The organism is Winogradskyella ursingii, assembly GCF_013403975.1.
GTDB classification, from domain to species: Bacteria; Bacteroidota; Bacteroidia; order Flavobacteriales; family Flavobacteriaceae; genus Winogradskyella; species Winogradskyella ursingii.
In genome coordinates this window covers 1-19,518 of record NZ_JABFDH010000006.1, presented here as the reverse complement: position 1 = coordinate 19,518, position 19,518 = coordinate 1, and the positions used below count along the sequence as shown (strand labels likewise).

The 19,518-nt window shown below is 31.4% G+C and carries 15 protein-coding genes; 4 read left to right on the top strand and 11 right to left on the bottom strand.

All coding sequences use genetic code 11. The features are described from left to right. The first annotated feature begins 22 nt into the window (after positions 1 to 22). The 3 genes from HM983_RS14395 to HM983_RS14385 all read left to right on the top strand — a co-directional run bounded on the left by HM983_RS14395 (position 23) and on the right by HM983_RS14385 (position 4,793). Positions 23 to 661, top strand: coding sequence for a DinB family protein (locus tag HM983_RS14395; RefSeq protein WP_179346443.1), 639 nt, complete (start codon positions 23 to 25; stop codon positions 659 to 661). A 177-nt stretch (positions 662 to 838) separates the two neighbouring features. Further along, positions 839 to 1,414: a toxin-antitoxin system YwqK family antitoxin gene (locus tag HM983_RS14390; protein ID WP_179346442.1), complete on the top strand. Its 576-nt coding sequence runs from the start codon at positions 839 to 841 to the stop codon at positions 1,412 to 1,414. A gap of 310 nt (positions 1,415 to 1,724) precedes the next feature. Further along, positions 1,725 to 4,793: an Eco57I restriction-modification methylase domain-containing protein gene (locus HM983_RS14385; protein WP_179346441.1), complete on the top strand. Its 3,069-nt coding sequence runs from the start codon at positions 1,725 to 1,727 to the stop codon at positions 4,791 to 4,793. A 316-nt stretch (positions 4,794 to 5,109) separates the two neighbouring features. Here HM983_RS14385 and HM983_RS14380 read toward each other — a convergent pair whose 3' ends face one another. Continuing rightward, positions 5,110 to 5,751, bottom strand: a complete 642-nt coding sequence (locus HM983_RS14380; RefSeq protein ID WP_179346440.1) for a DUF6266 family protein — start codon at positions 5,749 to 5,751, stop codon at positions 5,110 to 5,112. A gap of 417 nt (positions 5,752 to 6,168) precedes the next feature. Here HM983_RS14380 and HM983_RS14375 point away from each other — a divergent pair, with 417 nt between their 5' ends. Next, positions 6,169 to 6,504 (top strand): helix-turn-helix domain-containing protein, encoded by a 336-nt coding sequence (locus tag HM983_RS14375; protein ID WP_179346439.1) that lies wholly within the window; start codon positions 6,169 to 6,171, stop codon positions 6,502 to 6,504. Between the two features lie 560 nt (positions 6,505 to 7,064). Here HM983_RS14375 and HM983_RS14370 read toward each other — a convergent pair. From HM983_RS14370 to HM983_RS14325, 10 genes are all read right to left on the bottom strand, one after another. Next, entirely contained in the window at positions 7,065 to 7,487 is a 423-nt protein-coding gene (locus tag HM983_RS14370; RefSeq protein WP_179346438.1) for a hypothetical protein, read from the bottom strand. Positions 7,488 to 7,982: 495 nt separating this feature from the next. Next, positions 7,983 to 8,870 carry a hypothetical protein gene (locus HM983_RS14365; RefSeq protein WP_179346437.1) on the bottom strand — a complete coding sequence of 296 codons (888 nt, stop codon included), beginning with the start codon at positions 8,868 to 8,870 and terminating at the stop codon, positions 7,983 to 7,985. A 1-nt stretch (position 8,871) separates the two neighbouring features. Beyond that, a complete protein-coding gene (locus tag HM983_RS14360; RefSeq protein ID WP_179346436.1) occupies positions 8,872 to 9,708 on the bottom strand; it encodes a HipA family kinase in 837 nt (278 codons plus the stop codon). Between the two features lie 135 nt (positions 9,709 to 9,843). Beyond that, complete coding sequence (locus HM983_RS14355; protein WP_179346435.1) at positions 9,844 to 13,770, bottom strand: Eco57I restriction-modification methylase domain-containing protein; 3,927 nt, start codon at positions 13,768 to 13,770, stop codon at positions 9,844 to 9,846. Positions 13,771 to 13,775: 5 nt separating this feature from the next. Further along, entirely contained in the window at positions 13,776 to 14,783 is a 1,008-nt protein-coding gene (locus tag HM983_RS14350) for a restriction endonuclease subunit M (protein ID WP_179346434.1), read from the bottom strand. Between the two features lie 9 nt (positions 14,784 to 14,792). Next, positions 14,793 to 14,984, bottom strand: coding sequence for a helix-turn-helix domain-containing protein (locus tag HM983_RS14345; RefSeq protein ID WP_179346433.1), 192 nt, complete (start codon positions 14,982 to 14,984; stop codon positions 14,793 to 14,795). A 225-nt stretch (positions 14,985 to 15,209) separates the two neighbouring features. Next, positions 15,210 to 16,106 carry a hypothetical protein gene (locus HM983_RS14340; protein WP_179346432.1) on the bottom strand — a complete coding sequence of 299 codons (897 nt, stop codon included), beginning with the start codon at positions 16,104 to 16,106 and terminating at the stop codon, positions 15,210 to 15,212. 58 nt (positions 16,107 to 16,164) lie between these two features. After that, the gene (locus HM983_RS14335) at positions 16,165 to 16,449 is read right to left on the bottom strand and encodes a helix-turn-helix domain-containing protein (protein ID WP_179346431.1); all 285 of its coding nucleotides are present in this window, start codon (positions 16,447 to 16,449) and stop codon (positions 16,165 to 16,167) included. 132 nt (positions 16,450 to 16,581) lie between these two features. Next, entirely contained in the window at positions 16,582 to 17,853 is a 1,272-nt protein-coding gene (locus tag HM983_RS14330) for a hypothetical protein (RefSeq protein ID WP_179346430.1), read from the bottom strand. 3 nt (positions 17,854 to 17,856) lie between these two features. Next, a complete protein-coding gene (locus HM983_RS14325; protein ID WP_179346429.1) occupies positions 17,857 to 19,074 on the bottom strand; it encodes a site-specific integrase in 1,218 nt (405 codons plus the stop codon). Positions 19,075 to 19,518: the final 444 nt, after the last annotated feature.

The window sequence follows — 19,518 nt, the reverse complement described above, 5'->3', positions numbered from 1 at the left end:
TAACAAACAAAACAGAATTATAATGGAAACAAAAGAATTATTTGAAAAATTGAATGGAACATTTTCCAAATTAATAAACGAAATTAGCAATGTGGAAAACAATATTTTTTTCCGCAAAGAAAAATCAGAAAAATGGAGTATTGCAGAGGAAATACAACATCTATCCTTATCAATTTTGCCAATTAACAATTTGCTATCACAACCAAAACTTGTAACTGAAAGATGGGGACATTCCAATAGAAAGTCAAGAAATATGGAATTATTTTTAAACGATTACGAAAAGGCAACATTAGGACAGGAATGGAAAGCGTTTCCGCCATTTGTACCAAAAACAGAAAGTGAAAGTCCAAATTATGCTGAACTTCATTACACAAGCAACCAAAATAAAATTGATGATTTTTACAATTTAACTGGTAAGCAAATCGAACTGGTAAGAGATAAATTTCAGATTGCTAGTTCAGCAAAGAAAAATGACATTATTAAAACACTTAAAGAACAGTCAAGTATTTTGCTTACACTTTCAAAAAAAATGAACGATGCTCAAATGGACGATATTCAAATACCATTGCCTTATATTGGCTTGGTAACTTTTAGAGAAATCTTGTATTTTACTCTAAACCATACAGAGCATCATTTTAATTCAGTCAAAAAATTATCTTAACAAGAAAACATCTGAATGTAAAAAGGCCAGCATACAACACCGTGTATAATTCATTGCTAGTTATAGCCTACTTACGAAAGTCCTCGCGGACTTTCTATCTGTGATTTATTTGCTAACTTTAGTGCCTAAACACGCAACGAAATCATACACAAGGCCGTTGGCAATAATTAAAACCAAATGAGAAACCTACTGATTTTATTAATGTTATTTACTTTCAACGAACTGATTTCGCAAGAAATAATCGGAATGAAAGAAGTTTACATTGAGAATAATTTGGTTTATAAAAACGCAACTGACGAACTCTTTACTGGAATTGCTCAAAGCAAACGAAAAAATGGGCATTTAGTTTATGAAGAGGAATATATAAATGGAATTATTCTGTCGAGTAATTTATATTATAATGGAAAAGAAATAAGAGTTTCCAATAAAACGATATATAATCCCAAAAAACCATTAGTCCTTTCAAAAGAAATTAAATACCATTTGGATGGCGAAATTTTTGAAACTACAACTTATAATGACGACGGAATAAAAATCCTTGTAGAACAATTTAAAAACGGAAAATTGACGTATAGTTGTCAATATTTAGGAAAAAAGAAACATGGACTTCAGTTGGGTTATGGAGAAAACGGAGATAAAATGACTTATCGATGTGAATTTATTAAAGGAAAGAAAAACGGAACGGAATATTGCCTGAATGACGACGGAACTGAAACCAAAAAAGAATATCGAAACGGAAAGAAAATAAAATAACTATTGCCAACAACGTGTATAATTAATTGCTTGGTTCTAGCCTACTTGCGAAAATTCCTGCGGAATTTTCACGGGTTCGTAAATGTTTACTAAATTAGTTGCTTAACCACGCAACTAACCATACACAAACACGTTGTGTGTAATGTAAAAATCGTACTAAAATTGAACATTTGAACTAAAAAAGCCAACGCACAAACAGCACATTTATTTTTTTTGCCAACGCAAAATGCCAACGCTGAAAAAAATAAAAGAGCTGTTTCTTGCCAACACTCGGAATAATATTAAATTTGAAAGAAAAGATTAAAATTTTATGAGCTTATTTCAGAACTCTGTTCTAAACAAATATTTAAAAGGATTGGAGTCCGAAAAAGTTAATCAAGCTTACGAGCGATTTACAAGCCATTTCCATAATCCGACCATTCAAGAAAACATCCGAAACTCAAAAGAGGAACAATATCAAGGCGAATTTCTAATTGACCTTTTTGTAAACGTATTCGGATACGTTAAAAACCCAACGCCTGACTTTAATCTCACAACGGAATTAAAAAACATAAAAGGTTCTAAAAAAACTGATGGAGCAATTCTAAAAGGAGAAAAAGCACTTGCAGTAATTGAACTTAAAGGAACAAACACAACTGATTTAAGTAAAGTAGAAACTCAAGCATTTGGATATAAAAACAACCAACCAGGTTGTAATTATGTAATTACTTCCAACTTTGAGAAGTTGCGATTTTACATTGATAACGCAGTTGACTTTGAGGAATTTAATTTATTTCAACTTTCAAAAGAACGTTTTGATATTCTGTGGCTTTGTGTTTCATCAGAATATCTTTTAAAAGACATTCCTAAAAAGATAAAAGACGAATCTTTAACACAAGAGGAAAACGTCACAAAAAAATTATATAAAGATTACGCTTCTTTCAGAAATGAGATTTTTGATGCCATCCAAAAAGAAAACCCTGAATATGACAAACTAACGTTATTCAAGAAAACGCAGAAATTACTCGACCGTTTTCTATTTATCTTTTTTGCAGAAGATAGATTATTGCTTCCGCCAAACTCTATTCGTTCTATCGTAAACCAATGGACTGATTTACGAGATAAATATGACGAGTATTTTCCTTTGTACGACCGATTTAAAAAATATTTCGGTTATATGAACACAGGACACAAAGGACAACAACACGATATTTTTGCTTACAATGGTGGACTTTTTGCACCAGACGAAATTTTAGACAATATCAAAATAAATGACGATTTACTTTATAAACACACAGTTAATTTAAGTAACTACGATTTTGAAAGTGAAGTAAGCGTAAACATTCTCGGACACATTTTTGAACATTCGTTAAACGACATTGACGAAATTCAAGCAGAAATACAAGGAGTAGCTACAGAACAAAGCAAAACCAAACGTAAAAAAGATGGTGTTTTCTACACACCAAAATATATTACAAAATACATTGTAGATAGAACCGTTGGTAAACTATGTGAGGAAAAGAAAACCGAACTTGACATTCAAGAAGCCGAATACGAGAAAGAACGTAGAGGAAGACAAAAAACGACATTAAAAAAACTAACTCAAAAATTAGAAGACTATAGAAATTGGTTACTGCAAATTACAATTTGCGACCCAGCTTGTGGAAGTGGAGCTTTTTTAAACCAAGCGTTAGAATTTTTAATTGCAGAACACCAATACATTGATGAATTGCAAGCCAAACTTTTCGGAGATGCAATGATATTAAGTGAGGTTGAAAACTCAATTTTAGAAAACAACATTTATGGTGTAGATATTAATGAAGAAAGTGTAGAAATCGCAAAACTTTCACTTTGGTTACGTACTGCACAAAAAGGCAGAAAACTAACTTCGTTAAACAATAATATTAAATGTGGTAACAGTTTAATTAACGACCCAACTGTTGCAGGAGAAAAAGCCTTTAATTGGCAAAATGAATTTCCAGAAGTTTTTGCAAAAGGTGGTTTTGATATTGTAATTGGGAATCCACCATATGTAAAAGCGAGAGACAATGATGATATATTAGGTAGAGCATATATCGAGAAGTCTTATAAAAGTCCTTATAAAATGTGGGATTTGTACGTTCCGTTCATAGAGAAAGGAATAGACATTGTAAAAGAAAAAGGGCTATCAGCAATGATTATTCCTGATACCATTGGTAAATCTGATTATACCACAAAATTAATAGAACTAATTGATGAAAATTATTTCTTATACCAAATCGATTTCTTTCCTGACATATATGTTTTTCAAAATGTAGGTGTAAGGAGTAAAATAACATTTATTCAAAAAGAAAAAAGTACAAAACCTGCAATTAAGATTAAACACGTTCTTGACGTTTTTGATAATCAAATAATAGAAAATAAATCAAAAGGAGAAGAACAGTATTTATTAAATGTAGCTGAATTCAATATCAATAGAGATAAATGCATAACATTAGCAGATTTATGCTATGTCAGCTATGGTATGAGATTAAATAGCGATAAATCAGACCCAGAAAAGTTTAAAAAGACAGACTTATTATCGGAAACAGAAGATGAAATTCATTCTAAAATTTATACAGAAGGGAAATACTTGGAAAGATATTCTATAAAAAAAGAATTGTTTTTAGAATACAATACTGAACGAAGTCCTTCACGCCTTGTTAGACCAACTTTTCCTGAACTTTATCCACCAAATAAACTACTTCTTTCTCGGCAAAAAAAAGTTGCAGTATTTACAGACCAAAGTCATTATTGCGACAATACAATAATAATGGCAATTCCTGCTCACGAGTTAATTTCAGTAAACAATAATAGCATTAAAAAGTATTATAAGAATATTGGCAAGGACAGAGCAATAATTGAAAAGAATTCCCAATCATACGATTTGAATTATTTGTTAGGTATAATTAATTCCAAACTAATTTCTTTTCATATTAAATATGCAAGTAAAGGAAAAATTGACTTTTATCCAGATGACTGGAAAGAACTTCCAATTTTTAAAGCAAATACTAATGAGCAAAATTCATTAAGTGTGTTGAGTAAAAAAAGGACAAATCAAGAAAAGTTATTGGAAAATATTTTGTCAAACTTATTAAACTTGATTTCTGCAAAATTTCAAATTGGTTCGATAAGTAGAAAATTACAAAATTGGAATGATTTAGAATTTATAGCTTTTTTAAAAGAGTTAAAAAAACAAAAATGTGAATTAAATTTAAGCGAAGAGGCTGAATGGATGCAGTATTTTAATGAACAAAAAGATAAAGCTCAAAATATAAAGAGAGAAATTTACAAAACAGAAAGTGAAATTGACCAAATGGTTTATGAATTGTATGGATTGTCGGAAAACGAAATTAAAATAGTAGAAAATGCCAACGCATAAGCCATACACATTTACAGTCGCACCAGCCAATGCTAAATCAAAACTGTAAAAGAGTATGTCTTGCCAACTCTCACATTTGAACTAAATAACAAACATCGGAAAACCAAGCAGAACGAAAAAACACTACACACAACAATGTATTATCTAAATAATAATCTGTACCCTTTGTTATTATTGACTTTACAAATGGTATAACAAAAAAGGTACAACATAGGTACAACTTTTTAAACCTTATATCATACCCTTGTAAAATACTGTGCTAAAACAAAAAACCACTCCTTTTGAGAGTGGTTTTCTTATGTCTATTTAGTAGTTTTTAACTTGCCGTACCAGAGCCTAAATAGATACTATTTGATACTTGACTACCATCTGCCGAAACAAATGCCATAAATAGCTCTACTGTGTCTCCTGCGTAGGTGTTTGGTATTGTTATCGACTGCGCTCCAGCAGTTCTTACTGCTCCATCAAGAAGATAAATTGAATCTTTTTTTGATGGGTTATAAACCAATACCATTGCTTTGTCAGTAGCGTTCGCATTTCCTTCTGCCGAGTTATCTCCCCAACTAAAATCAACTTGACCTGCATTTAATAAGTCCGTAACGCCATTTAAAACGCCTGAGAGACTTCCTCTACTCAATAATGCATTAGTATAATCAACCGTAAAATTGGGTGCAGTACCAGTGATAGCATTGTTTAACAAATAAGACATTGCAGAATTAAATTCTGTACGCTTATTAGCGAAATTCTTGTAACCAACCTTTAAAAAGGCTTTATTCGGTTGAAGAAATTCCAACACGCTTGAAAATTTGGTTCTTTGATTTACTTGCCCTTCCGTTCTTGGATTCGCAACACTTGAAGGCTTGATTCTGATGTAATCAATACCTTTCCAATTACCACCGATAATGTTTCCAACTTTACCAGATAGTCCTCCTAAAATTCCTTGAGAGATTTTGCCCATAACATATGTAGATTTAAAAATTACTTATTCGAACCTGGTACGGACTTAATTCGGACATAACAATATTTTGGTTTTGACCTTTAAGCAAATATAAAATCTTCTGCAAGTCTTTTACATCTTCTCGTTGCGATTGCCTTTAGTTGCTCCCTATTACTTTGCCCCTATATATTTTTAAAAGAAAAAATGAAAAAAAAGAAAGCAATATAGAATTGTGGCGTGGGTAATGGCGACAAGGTTTTTGGGTAAAAGTTTTTCTTAGCAAAATGTATCAAATTATATTCAATAGTATATTAGAAAAAGTTTTATCCAAAACCCGTAGGGCTTGACCTTTTCGGCATTGTGCGGTGGGCGAAGGAAGCCACATATCTTTGATTTCTTTTTTATTATTTTTTGAAGCCTGAATTTAAATCGAAGACTATGGAAAATCCTTTTGAAATTATCAATCAAAGATTAGAACGTATTGAAACTTTACTTGAAAACATTTACAGAGCAAGTAATATCAACGAAACAGGAATTGCCACGACTCCAATTATGAACATTAAGCAACTTTCAGCTTATTTAGACCTATCTGTATCGGCTTTATATAAAATGACAAGCACTAAAGAGATTCCGCACGCAAAACGTGGTAAAAGGCTTTATTTTGATAAAAAAGATATAGATGCTTGGGTATTGGAAAACAAAGTAACTACTTCAAGTGATATTGAAAGAATGGCTACTGAGTATATTCTCAAAAATCCTGTTAAGTTTCCTTGATGTTCCGCTTTTCTGGGGAATTAACACTTAAAAAAATAGGTCTTTCTCGAATTGAGCTTTGGGTGATGCGTTTGTAAGTGTAGCGTTTTAAATAGTTGTTTGATAAAACAGCATTTAAATAAGCTACTCTTACAGGACTTATAGACGATAGCGTATTGCTTTTTTGAGGCACGATAAAAAGTAATGTGCTATGGCGTAAGACTACATTTTATAGACCTATTTTTTTATATCCTTTTACTTGGGTGGTGGGGAAAAGTGGACAATTAATGTGCTTAACGAAATGAGACAAACAAAGACTTGAGCTAAGGAATACTTGGACTTAGTGATGGTTTTGTGCAGTTCGAATGAGTTAAGTGCTTTAATTGATATATTTATCAATCATATGACCGTGTTTAAAGGTCTGAATGTCTTTAATAGTGTTTGATTTAGCGTCATAATGAACTTCAACGAAAAACATATTTATAGCGTAAAGGTTTATCCTTAAAGACTCCATTATTACTGAATCTAAATATATACCGAACTCCCAGAGATATGTAAATCGTGATTGTTCCTCCAAGGAATTAAATTCGTATAACGTCATTTTGTTGTGACAATAAATTATTTAAATCGTTTAAAGTTATCGGTGTGGATTCGAAAACCATATCTAAATCATTGTTTTGATACAAAATAAAACTAATATGATTATTTGAGTAACTAATGATTAAATGGTCATTTTCAAACTGTAACATATAGCCGTCCAATGATTTTGTTGAAAATGCTAACTGTGAATATTTGCAAAAAGCATTAAAAGAATCTTTAGTGTTTTTAAATTCAAAACCGACACGCTTATTGTTGTTATTAATAGCATTAAATGAAAATGATATTATTTCTGGATTAACCTCTAAACACACTGACGCTTCTGATTCAGATGTACATTGAACGTTTTGACCTGTAACTAAATAGCTTATACACAGTAGAAATAAAGTTAAATGCAGAGTTTTCATCTTAAGCAAGATATTAAATATTTTGATAATAACGGATGTTAATCTAATTCGGATGTGCGCGTTGGCTTAGCGGATATTTTACATAATAGCAGTTATAGCTACAAAAATATAATAACACGCCGTAGGCAACCTTTTAAAGGATTTTTGCTACTATAACTTCTATTATGTAACATAGCTTGGGGTTGTTTTTGTGGCGCTGTAATTGTTTGAGGGTTGGCAATAGCTCTTTACTTTTTTTAGGAACGACGAAAAAGTAATGTGCTATTAGAGCTTTGGCTACAATTACCGTGACATAAAAACAACAGTGCGGTGGCGAGCGGAACACAATAAAATACAGAGGTTTCTTGCCTTAGCAATAAACTGGATTTTATTGTGTGGGGACTTGGCTATATCAAACGTTCTATAAAAATGAGGTAAAAAAAAACCTCAGGTAGTATCTGAGGTTGTTTATTTTTTTTAAGTGTACTGTTAAAACTTTTGATTAACAGGACACTTTTAATCTATCGTTTCAAGATAATCTGAAAACTTAATTATGGATTGTGCATCTTGAAAATTCTTAGTAATTCTTGGTAATGTATTAGTATCAATTATTGTGTAAGGATAATCCGAATTGTCTTGTTCCATAAGTATCTCATACAATTTATGGTAAGATGTTTTTTTACCTTTGTAAGGGTCGATGACTAAATAGTGTTGATTATGCTCACTATCTAAATCATTTTCTTTACTGAATAAATTTATACGATAGTTTAAACTTTCTAAATCTGAAATATCTCTTCTAAAGCTATCGATAGGCTTTTCAGAATTAAGGTCTATAGACTTTAAACTGTAAACACTACCATTAACGCCTATACCGTCTAAAGTATAATCAAAAAAGAGATTTGGTATTTGTTCTTTTTTAATCCTATAATCTAAATCAATAACATTAACTAATGGTTTGTAAAAAACATTCTCAATTGTATTCTTAAAAGACCTATCAACTATTGCTTTTTTTGTTTCCCTAAGGTTAAGTTCTATATACTTCTGAAAGAAATTATTAAACCTATCATTATTAAACTCTATATTAATAACTGAAGGCTTATCAAATTGAAGGAAACCATTATTATAAATAGAAAGTCTGTTAAGATATTCCAAATTCACATTTACTTCCCTTGAGAATAAAGATACCTCTTCTTTTAGTTGTAAATCAATAAAACTTGAAATCTTATCAATAGTATATTCCAATAAATTTGAATTGTTACTATTAATTTTGTGAGTGATATTAATTTTTTCTTTAGAAAATTTATAAAATACTTTTCCCCCAGATATTACTATCATTCCAATAGCTAAGTTCTCCTTGCTTAAAGGATTATTAACAAAACGTATTATGCTGTAGTAAGATTTCATCTCAAATGTTTAAGTGTATTTTAGACACTAATATATTTCTTTCCTTGTTGCTTAATATTTCTACAATTTTCTTTCTGCCCTTTTTACTTAGTCCAAACGTATTAGGTATTTGGTCAAAAACAAAATCTAAATTATTGATTACATTTTCAAAATCGGCTAAGATTTCATTGTGGAAGTTAGCCATAAATTTTGAGTCTGCAAAACTAATGATACTTTTCGACATAGGCGTCCTTAATATTGATTTAGGATGTGGATTAGACATTAACGCTAATCTAAGTGCCTTATAATTACTTTGATATGCAAATGCCTGCGTGTGGTCAATAGGTAAAAACTCGAATTTACCATCTGCTGTTTCTTTCACAAGAATGTTAGGATTGCTACCTCTCCTATCCATATTACCAATCCAATAATCAAAGACTCCAATCTTTAAAAAGTCTGTTGGATTCTTATATTTATTGTAATCAAACTTATTCTTTAAAGTTGTGTTATAAACTTCCACCTCTGTTGTCGATTCTTCCAATAAAGAACCAACGAACATAACGTCATTGAAGGGTAGATTATTATAATCTAAACTAAAAGCTTTGTTTTCTAATTTGAAGTCTTCAAAAACTTCCTGTGGTATTGCTATTAAAGCTGGCTTAATAGTCTTAACACCCATTAAACCTAAAGCATAAACACATAGAATCTCGTTTACTATCTCTTCGAGGGGTGGATGTTTTTTAAATGTTGTCTTGGCATAATAGAGTTCTCCATCGTCACAAAGCACAAGAAACGGAACACTATTTGTGTCTGTTTGCTCGATAATTTGTACTGCTGTCTTTTGTGTAATTGCCTCCAAATGCTATTCTGAAAAATTTTGTTTAAAGATATTATTTATATTCGAAATAGTTAATCGCTGTTAAAACCCTATGTCATAACCTTTAAATTATCTATAAGTTTAAGTCTTACCTAAACGAGTTTAACTCAACGCTATCTATATATCCCTAACCCTACTTTCTATATACTTCCATTCCTCGTTAGTTATATTCCAAAGTTTACATAACTGTGCATCTGTATATGTGCCTTCATAGGTTTCTAAATCTGGAATAAAAGCAAAACATTTTCTTGTTACATCCTGTGAAACTACTCTTTGTAATAATAAAAAGCGTACTACCTTAGTAAATAGATAAGATTTGAAGGATTTTACTTCCTCTTCAGAATCTGATGAAAAAGCAACTAAATATGTTTCCGTACAACATTCGCCTGGTTTTGCAATACGAGTATTACCATCGTAATAAAAACCGACAGGTTTTGTAAAATCTGTTTGACCCGCAATAGGTGATTTAGGAATCAATAATTTCCATTTATCTAAATACTTAAACCTATCAGTTATATCTTTTTCAGAAGCAAATTTTAAGCCTATACGCTGAGTAAAATAACAAGGTAATCCTTGTTGTTTTGGTTTATAAAAACCTCTAATTCCAAATGGCCTTGAAGTTGAAATTAGGTTATCTAATGTTTTATTGGATTTATTTGACTCCTGTACTTTCTTTAGAATAGGTATTGCTTTATTATCTCTAATTAAAATATCAAATGCGTTTAAGTCTCTGGTATCGGTACTTAATTCTCCATTTATATAGTTTGTTATTTGAGTTTTACCATTATAGTCTTCATCCCAAAGAAAATAACACAAACCTCCTGCAATATCTACGTTTGTGAAACAATCGTTAGAGTTGGGATAATCAAATAATTTAGAAATACTTTTATCCGCAAGCATTGTTTCTCTAAATGTATCTAAACCTTTACCACCAGCATACCAACGTGCTGGCATAATTAAAGACACATAATCTGGTTTAATACTTTTTGCTATTTCTACAAAGTGATGATATACAGGTTTTGCACTTACACTATTACCACCATCCATTACTTGATAGGGTGGATTACCAACTATTGCATTAAATTTCATATCATTATTTTTATTAGCCTTCCAATATGTTTTCCCTTTCTTAACTTTCTCTAAAAAATTAGATTGCTTATTAATTATTTGATTTTCTAAATGCTCGAAATAACGTGTGTTCACTTTTACATCTCTAAAACCTACTAATGTGCGTTTTGTAATACTTTTTGCCATTTCTGTTTTACACAAAACAAAAACGTTAGTTGCTACTACTTTATCCCAAATTTTATGTTGTTCTTTTATAGTTAGCTCATCATATTCTTTAGTAGGATATGCAGTTTTTATAGCAGTTCGATATACGCTGTAAGCAACAAATAATGGATATAAACCTGATTTGGAATTAATTTCAAGAATATTACTATCTGTCTTATAAACCTTTTCTGTTATGTTATCTTGTTTTATATAACGTGGTGAAGCTATGGTGTTTTTAAATTCATCATCAAAAAATACGTAACCACCTAAACAATTACCCATATGCATATTAACCACACGCCAAGGTGTTAAAACAGTTTCTTTGTCTGGGTTTTTAAATTTCCCAAAAATTGCTGTAATACGTTCTATACGTTCATCTATGGTTAAGTTATCAGTTGCTCTTGATAATGCACGTATTCGTTTACCTGATGCTCTAAACACGTCTGGCTCATAGTATTTTTTAAACTTTTTAAACGTACCTTTTGTTACACCTTTAGGCATAAACTCTGTCCAAGATTGGTTATCTACTAAATCTGCAAAGTTGTTAATAGTTAGCTCTTTTTCTTCATCCTTAATATCAGCACCGTAAATTAGTAATGGCATACGAATGGAAATACCTCTAAGGATAGAAACTGCTGTATCTCTGTTTTTCTTTTTCTCTTTGCGTTCGTCTAAGAGTTTTTTATCTTCTTCTGTTAAATCTTCCTTCTTCTTTTTCTTTGCTAATTCTAATTTTTGATATTCCTCGTCAGTAAAACCTTGTTTATTTACATCTATCTCGCTATTCTTAGGCATAGCTTTAGTACTACCAATTATTTTTTTAAGTCCATTAAACTCTTCTAATTCAACAGACTCTAATTTCATCAATTGGTCATTATTATATAAATGAGAATCTTCAAAACCATTACTTACAACACGCTCTATGTATACTTTTTTAAGCTGTTCAAGCATTGTGTTTACATTATACTCTTTCATTTGAGTGCCATCAGCAGAAATAATTGGGCAAAAGTTTAGAAACTCTCCCATTATTAAACGGTCTTGGTCTGTTGTTTTACCTGCTTTAGCAGACATTTTTGCAGTTTCAGCTATTACTTTTAATGTTCTGTCCGGTGCAAAGTCAAATACAAAACACTCTTCCTTAACCTTGCCGTTTATAGTTGCAGGTGTTTGTACCCTAAAAATGGTTTGCATATAAGTCGAAGCAGAGGAATTATGGGAACCTGAAAGCATAAATACAGCTGTCCAAGCTTTTACAGAAACACCTGTAGTAAGACGACCACAGGATAAAGTTATTGTGTAAGTGTCTTGTGGCTTGTCTGTTATAGCGTTCTCAACTTTTTTAAGTGCTTCTTCATTATCTTCGTCTACATCTCCATCTCCAGCAACATTAACAATATTAAAGTGACTAAATACTGGATGTGAATTTAATAAGGCACTTAACGCTCTTGCTTCTTTAACACCAGGAATCATCCATAAAGAATGACGGAAATTATCTCTATATTCTTTTGTTGCAAATGGGTAATTACTTTCTGAATCGCCTTTACAAATAAGATTTAAAAACTTTTCTACATCTTTCTTATGTATAAAATCTTCTGTTTCGTCAACTCTAAAAAACTCCTTAAAATTAAAAGCTACATCTTCATCTTCAAAATCATTTATGATTTTACCCAAATCGTAAGTAAAAATATTCATCTTAGGTAATGATGCATAAGGATTAGGGTCGCCAAAATGAATCTCATCCCATTCTTGTTTTGCCTTTTGCTCCATTACATAATCCCAAGTATAGATTTCTTCTTCCTTGTAATCATCTATTAAATTAAAAGGTGTACCAGATAAATGAAGAATTTTAGGACTATTCTTTTTTAGCCCATTTAGAACATTTTTACCAAGTTCAGTCTGTGTTCCTTCGTGTGCTTCATCAACAATTATAAAATCCCAAGAGGCATCAAATATTTCGTCATTTTTATCAAAATTACCACCAACTAATTCAGAACCTCTGAGGTCTTGCATAGATGCAAAATAAATGTAATGAATACCATCTTTGTTACTACGTTTTTCTAATGATAGAAACTCGCTACCTTTATTTTTAGAACCATAGTAATATTTGTCTTTATCGTAAAATATTTTACTAAAATCTTCAAACCAACCAGAATCTACAACAGGTCTGTGTGTTAAAATAAGTGTTCTTTTAAAATCGTGTTCCCTAATTACTTGCAAAGCAGAAAGCGTTTTACCAAAACGCATTTTTGCAAACCAAAGCATTTCATTGCTCTTTTTAAATTGTTTTTTAGTTTTAGCAATAGCATCCTTTTGTTCAGGTCTAAAAATTATTGGACTTTGGTTTGTAGATACCTCACTTGCATTTAATGATTCTTTGCCTTCTTTTACTGCCTTGATTGCTTTTTTAACGGTTTCTAAATCTGTTATAAACCATTCATTAGCTTTATTTTCAATATCAAATATTTTCCGCTTAATACCGGACCTTACTAATACATTATGAACTTCTGTATCAGAAAAAGAGCTAATTGTACCTTTATTGTTGTGAAGTGTAACTTCTGTATATAGCAAATCATAAGAAATACCAGCAGTTTGCGTGTATTGGTTTATCCTTGTTTTAGCGGACTTATTGAGTAAACTACTATTTGGTTCAAGTCCATAAATATCTCCACTATCTGAAGTAGCTTCCCCAACTTTTAAACAACCTAAATGTGCAGTATCGTTAATACGAAACACATATATTAATTTAAGTTTTAGTGATGTTGTAAATTTCATTACTCTTAATTATTTAATAGGTCTATAAATTTAATTTTCTTGCCTTTTCGTCCTGTTAATTTGTCCTTATTAGACCAGTCTTTTACTAAACAATAGATACCTGTATGCTTTTTTATATTATCCTTTTCGCATCCAACACATTTTATAGTATTGGTTTCATTTTTACCAAAAAGGTTTTTAGAAATAGTATTTTTTTCTACACAAGAATAAGGAATAACTCCTTTTATACCATCCATTTGCCACACGTTCCAAGATATGATATAAGCTATATATTTAATGGATTTAACTAAAGGCTCTTTACCAAATTTTAAAGTATAGTTTTCAATAAATGTAAATAGCATTGCCTCTCTTGCCAACAATAAACTATCTCCTTGCCACTCGTATGCGTAGGTAGATTTAAAAGCAGTTTGTGTTGCCTTTAACCATTCTCCAGAAGTGTTTACATTTTCGTTAATTACTCTTAATTTACGGTCTAATATGCCTATTCTTTCTTTTACAGGAATAAAATCGCCTGTAGTTGTATCGTAACGACTTGTAATATAAGGTGCTTCCCCACAAGCCATTTCAAGGCGTTTATCTCTAATATAATTACGCCAAGTTTTATTTTTTGGAAATTCTACTTTTTTCGGATTTACTTCCCAAATCCAATTCCCACTATCAATTTCTATTTCCTTGTTAAACGTATTTTCTTTTTGAAACCAAGAATTATCGATAAGATTATTTTGAGCATTACAAATCCAAGAAGGTGTAAAGACTTCTGCCATATTTCTTGCTCTTGATTGTTGCAGTATTTTGTCCTTTTGAACTCTTGGCATAATAACATTACCATTATAACCTGTAATCGATTGTGGACTAATTTCAGATTTATAACTGTATGATTTACCTAAGTCTTTGTAGTTATTTGTCGCCCATAAAATATTTCTCTGAGTTGTATGGTCACGCAGAAGAGTATCCAGTACATCAGGATATTTTTCAAGGATTTCATTTTCTAATATGTCTACTTGTGCGTACACTTAATTCTACTATTTCTTTGTAACTAATAATTCTTTTACATCTATCTGTAAGATTGTAGCAATCTCGTACAAGGTTTCTAAGCTGGGTTGTGTGCGATTTTGCACATACCCATTAACTGTATTGAAACTCTTGCCTAATCGCTCCGCAAGCCATACTTGCTTAATACCTTTATCTTCCAGAACTTCTTTTATTCTGTTCATAATCTTATCTTTTAGACTCTCTAAATATACACCTATATGCTTATAAATACACCGTATTGCGTTATATTTATATACAAAATATGCCATTATACTATTGAATTGTAAGATTGATAATGGTTGTAGAGGTTTGTAAGATGGGTTGTTACGCTTTCGCGAAAGTATTATGTAAATACACTTATACTTTTTACCCCTGTTTTAGACTATACTACACGTCTTAAAACAGGCTCAATTTCTTATCGAGAAATCCACTTTTGCTTTAAGCTTATTGAATACTGTTTTTTCTTGTTCAGCATCTTTATGTTTAGATAGCAATTTTAAATACTGACCACGTTCTTTTTTATGAGTTTCCTTATGATGTAGTTTCATTGCTTTTGCAGAGTCGGCATAATTCATATAACCATATACACGTGTTTCCCTAGCTGACCAATTAGAGAAGTCAAGATTCGTTTTCTTATTTATGCTTTCATAAAAATTGAGCAATTCCTTTGCGAGTAAGTTGTATTTAATAGGGTCTATTAAATCTTGTATCGTATAGATTCCCAAAGGATTGGCACGATTATTAAAGTATCGGTAATTGCCTTTTAATTCTACACGCATTAACTGTTCTTCCAGTTTTACATCTGCGGTCTTTTTAGCTTCAAACGTCTTGTTGTAGGCTTTAAATTTGTAATTGGTTTTTCTTATTTCTTTACCATAAATAACATTCCCTTTTATCATAGGAATAGGCAAAGTGCTTTTATAATCTATCCACCTATCTGTTTCTTGTGTGGTATCGTGATTGATAACTACACCTACATCTGCTCTTGAAAGTGAGGTTTTATAAATATCTACAGGAAGATGATTATTGAGCGTGTCAAGCGCGGTCAAAACCTGTGTAAAAGTGAAATCTTGATAGTTGTTACCCATAAAGAACTTTTGCAATGAGTTCTCAATTTGTAACTCGCTACCGTATAATTTTAGATGAATATTTTGCAATTCACTTTGAAAGCCTATAACATTTGCCTTTTTGTTCTGAATAGGACGCCATAAGAAACCTGCCCAATCTACATTTTGCAACTTGTTTGCAAAAAAGACTTTAGGTAGGTTATCTATAATCGTTTTGGATTTAATGGTATCGTACAAAGTAGGCTATGCATAAGCATAAGAACCTCAAAAAGAAAAACGCTAAAAACCGAAGTTATTAGCGTGCCTTTTTGAATGCCTTATTGTAGTTCTTATTCAAAAGTGTTTGTACGTCTGACATACGGTAGTAAATTTTATTCCCAATTTGAGAGAATGATATTTTACCTTCATCACGCCACGTTTGAGCTGTACGCTTGCTTATGTTCATAAGCTGTAAGAAGTCTGCATTGTCTAAAAATACATCTTCTGGTTTTTTAGATGTATCTGTAATAGTGGATTTGATTTCGTCAATACGCCCTATAAGTTCTTGGTATTGGTCTTTTGATAGAATGATTGCTTCCATAACTGCTGTTTTTAAGTGTTAAACAAATTATTATGGTGCAAATCTGCGTTAAAGAGTAACGGTAAAACAGTTACATAGGGTTATATAACCCCACGAAAAACCCTTACTATCATTGGGTTTATGAAAAATAAATTATTTCATTTTTTTGATTTCGGCTAACAATGTCCTGAGGTGTTTCTCCCAAAACTCTATTGCTTTACTATCTGGTTGATTAAATAGTATTCTTAATTTTTGTTCGCTAATTCCTTTCTCTGGATTGGACTGTTTGGTTTGAAAATTTGCTGAAATAAAGCGATGTAATTCTGCTTCTGACTTCACATTAAAAACCATAGGTTTTAGGTCGTTAATCATTTTGAAGAGCAACGCAAGTTGCGGAACTGAAAGGTTTACTTTTAGTCGTTCATTACTTGATATATTGTTTTGTTCGTTGGTAGGTTGTTTTTCGTGTTTAGCTATCTCACTATTTATTATACGCATCAGTTCGTAAATTGAATAAAACTCCCACGGAAATAAAAGCGATTCCGTATTTATATAGTACGATGGTTTATCGCCTTCTTTTCTTTGATTTGGTAATTTTATAGTCTCACGTAAATAACCTAATCGCACTAAATCTTCTGTTGTATTACCTTGGTCTCTCTTTTCCTTGAGAGCTTCTTCTTTCTGCTCCCAACTAAAATTTGCCTCATATGCATCTTTTTCAGAGAACAAATATATTTCTACATCATTTTTAAAATGCTTTAATGCGCTGTGGTCTAAGTTAGTTTGTTCTTTTAGAATTTTGAAAAGTTGCAAGCCTGTATACTCTTTTGCTCTTACATCATCAAGTAATTTGTAAATTTCGTTTTCGTCTTCCTCAATAAGCTTATTATACTCCTCCATTGCTCTTTCTGCATCTATGGATTCTATAATTGATTTGTAGCCTTTTAGTCTATCCGCGACAATCATATATTTGATAAAATCTCTAATACTATCATCATCAACTCCATAATATTGGTCATCTACAAGTAACTCCCAAAATGAATCTTCTTCTGCCTCTATATCTGCAAGCGTTGTGAACTTGTTATTCAAAAGATTTTGGCATACTTCTACAAAGGTCGATGCTACATAATTTCTAATGATACGCTCTCTGTATTGGTCTAAACTTTCATCTTTGGCATCAAAGCTATTTGGATTGATATACGCAGTGATATATCCTGCAATATCAGAAGGACATTTAGCTATTTTCTTTTGTTGCTTCTTAATCTCTTTTTTGGTCAATGCTTCTTTTTCAGCATCATTAAGACAAGATGCGTAGAGCATTCTGTCTTTATCTGCATTCTCTTCAATACCCGTTAAAATTTGGGATTCTATTTGCTCGATACTTTTATCAAGTATTAATAATTCTAATTTTAAAAATTCTCCCATAGCTTAATTAAGATATTGGTCTACTGCTTTATCCAGTTCTGAGTTAATAATTTTTGCGTAAATCTGTGTGATACCAATATCACTATGGTCCATTAATTTTGAAACGTGCTCAATGCGCATCCCTTTATTTAATGCCCTGGTAGCAAATGTGTGTCTGCTTAAATGAAAAGTCAAATTAAATGGTAAGTCTATTTTATTACCCATTGCCTTGAGATACTGACCTACAAGAGCTGTTTTTCTGCGTATTTGGTCTGCTCTATATTCTCTATCCTTAAAATATCTTTCTGTAATCTCTCCAAAAGGAAATACAGTATCTTCTGGACTTGCATCTGCTGTATGATACTTTTCTAAAATATCAATAGCAGTACTACCTATTTTGAAGCTATGCGGATTGTTAGTTTTACAAATGGTTTTAGATATGCGTTGCTCTTTTTTATTGTAGTGCTTCCATTTTAATTCTAATACGTCACTAAACCTTAAACCACCTGCAAAGACTGAAAAGATAAACATATCTTTTACTAAAGGTGCTTGCGCTCTTTCTGATACTTCTAAATTGATTAAGGCTTGTAGCTGTTCTTCATTTAGATAACGCCTGTTGGTCTTTTCTTTCTTAACCTTATACTTGTCAAACGGAAATAGACTTCGTGGTATTAAATCCTCTTTCTGTGCGTTACGGAACATTAAGTTAAGTATGCGCAAAGAAAAATTTATAGTTGTATTGTTATTGCCTAAAGTAGTACCGCAATAGCCTGCATAATCTTTTATCATCGTTACCGTAATATCTTCAAATGCTACATCTGTATGGCTAATAAAAGTTTCAAACTTTTTGAGATAAGTAATGTAATTACGATATGTGGAATATGATAAGGTGTTTTTCTGCTTCTCACATCTACCATAAGAATATTCAAAGAAATTAGTAACAGGCTTACCCTTTACAACCTCTTTTAGCTTGCGAGCTGAAACACTTATATTTCTGCGTTCTATATCTGCTATCTCTCCTTGTGCATCTGCAACTTTAGTTGCAAGATATGCGTTAAGCCTTGTAGAGCCTTTATGATTCTTTTTTACACGCTGTTTGGCTTCATCCCATTCATTTAATGCTACCTTTATACCCAATGATATAAATTTAGTTTTACGGTTTTTGATGAGCCTAAGATAAATAGGTGCTTCTCCTGAAGCATCTACCTTTTGTTTCTTTAAAATAAGTTTTACTGAAGCCATAATGTACTCTGGTATAAGACTGTGCAAGCAAGTGCAATAGAGTACTAAGGTACAACAATTGGTACAACAAACACTGCATTTACGTGTTTTTATTTGCACTTTATTGCACTAATATTTGATGTTAAACGCCTATTTATAGGCTATTGAGAGTATAAGAGTGAAGACAGGTACAACAATTAGACAACAATGTATATAAAACATAGCTATTATAGGCTTTCCGAGAGGTTTTTGTATATTTACAAAGTACGCCAAATTTTTTATTTGGTTATATTTATAAATGAAAATTAAACATAAAAATAAAAAATTCGGCTCGTGCTAAATCCGAAAAGTTAGCGTTTATTTATACGCTACGTTTCATACACAAGACCGTTGGCATTCATTAAAACCAATCAATACTAATTGAACTTAATAAGTGAATAATAAAACCCTGAATTTTATAATAAT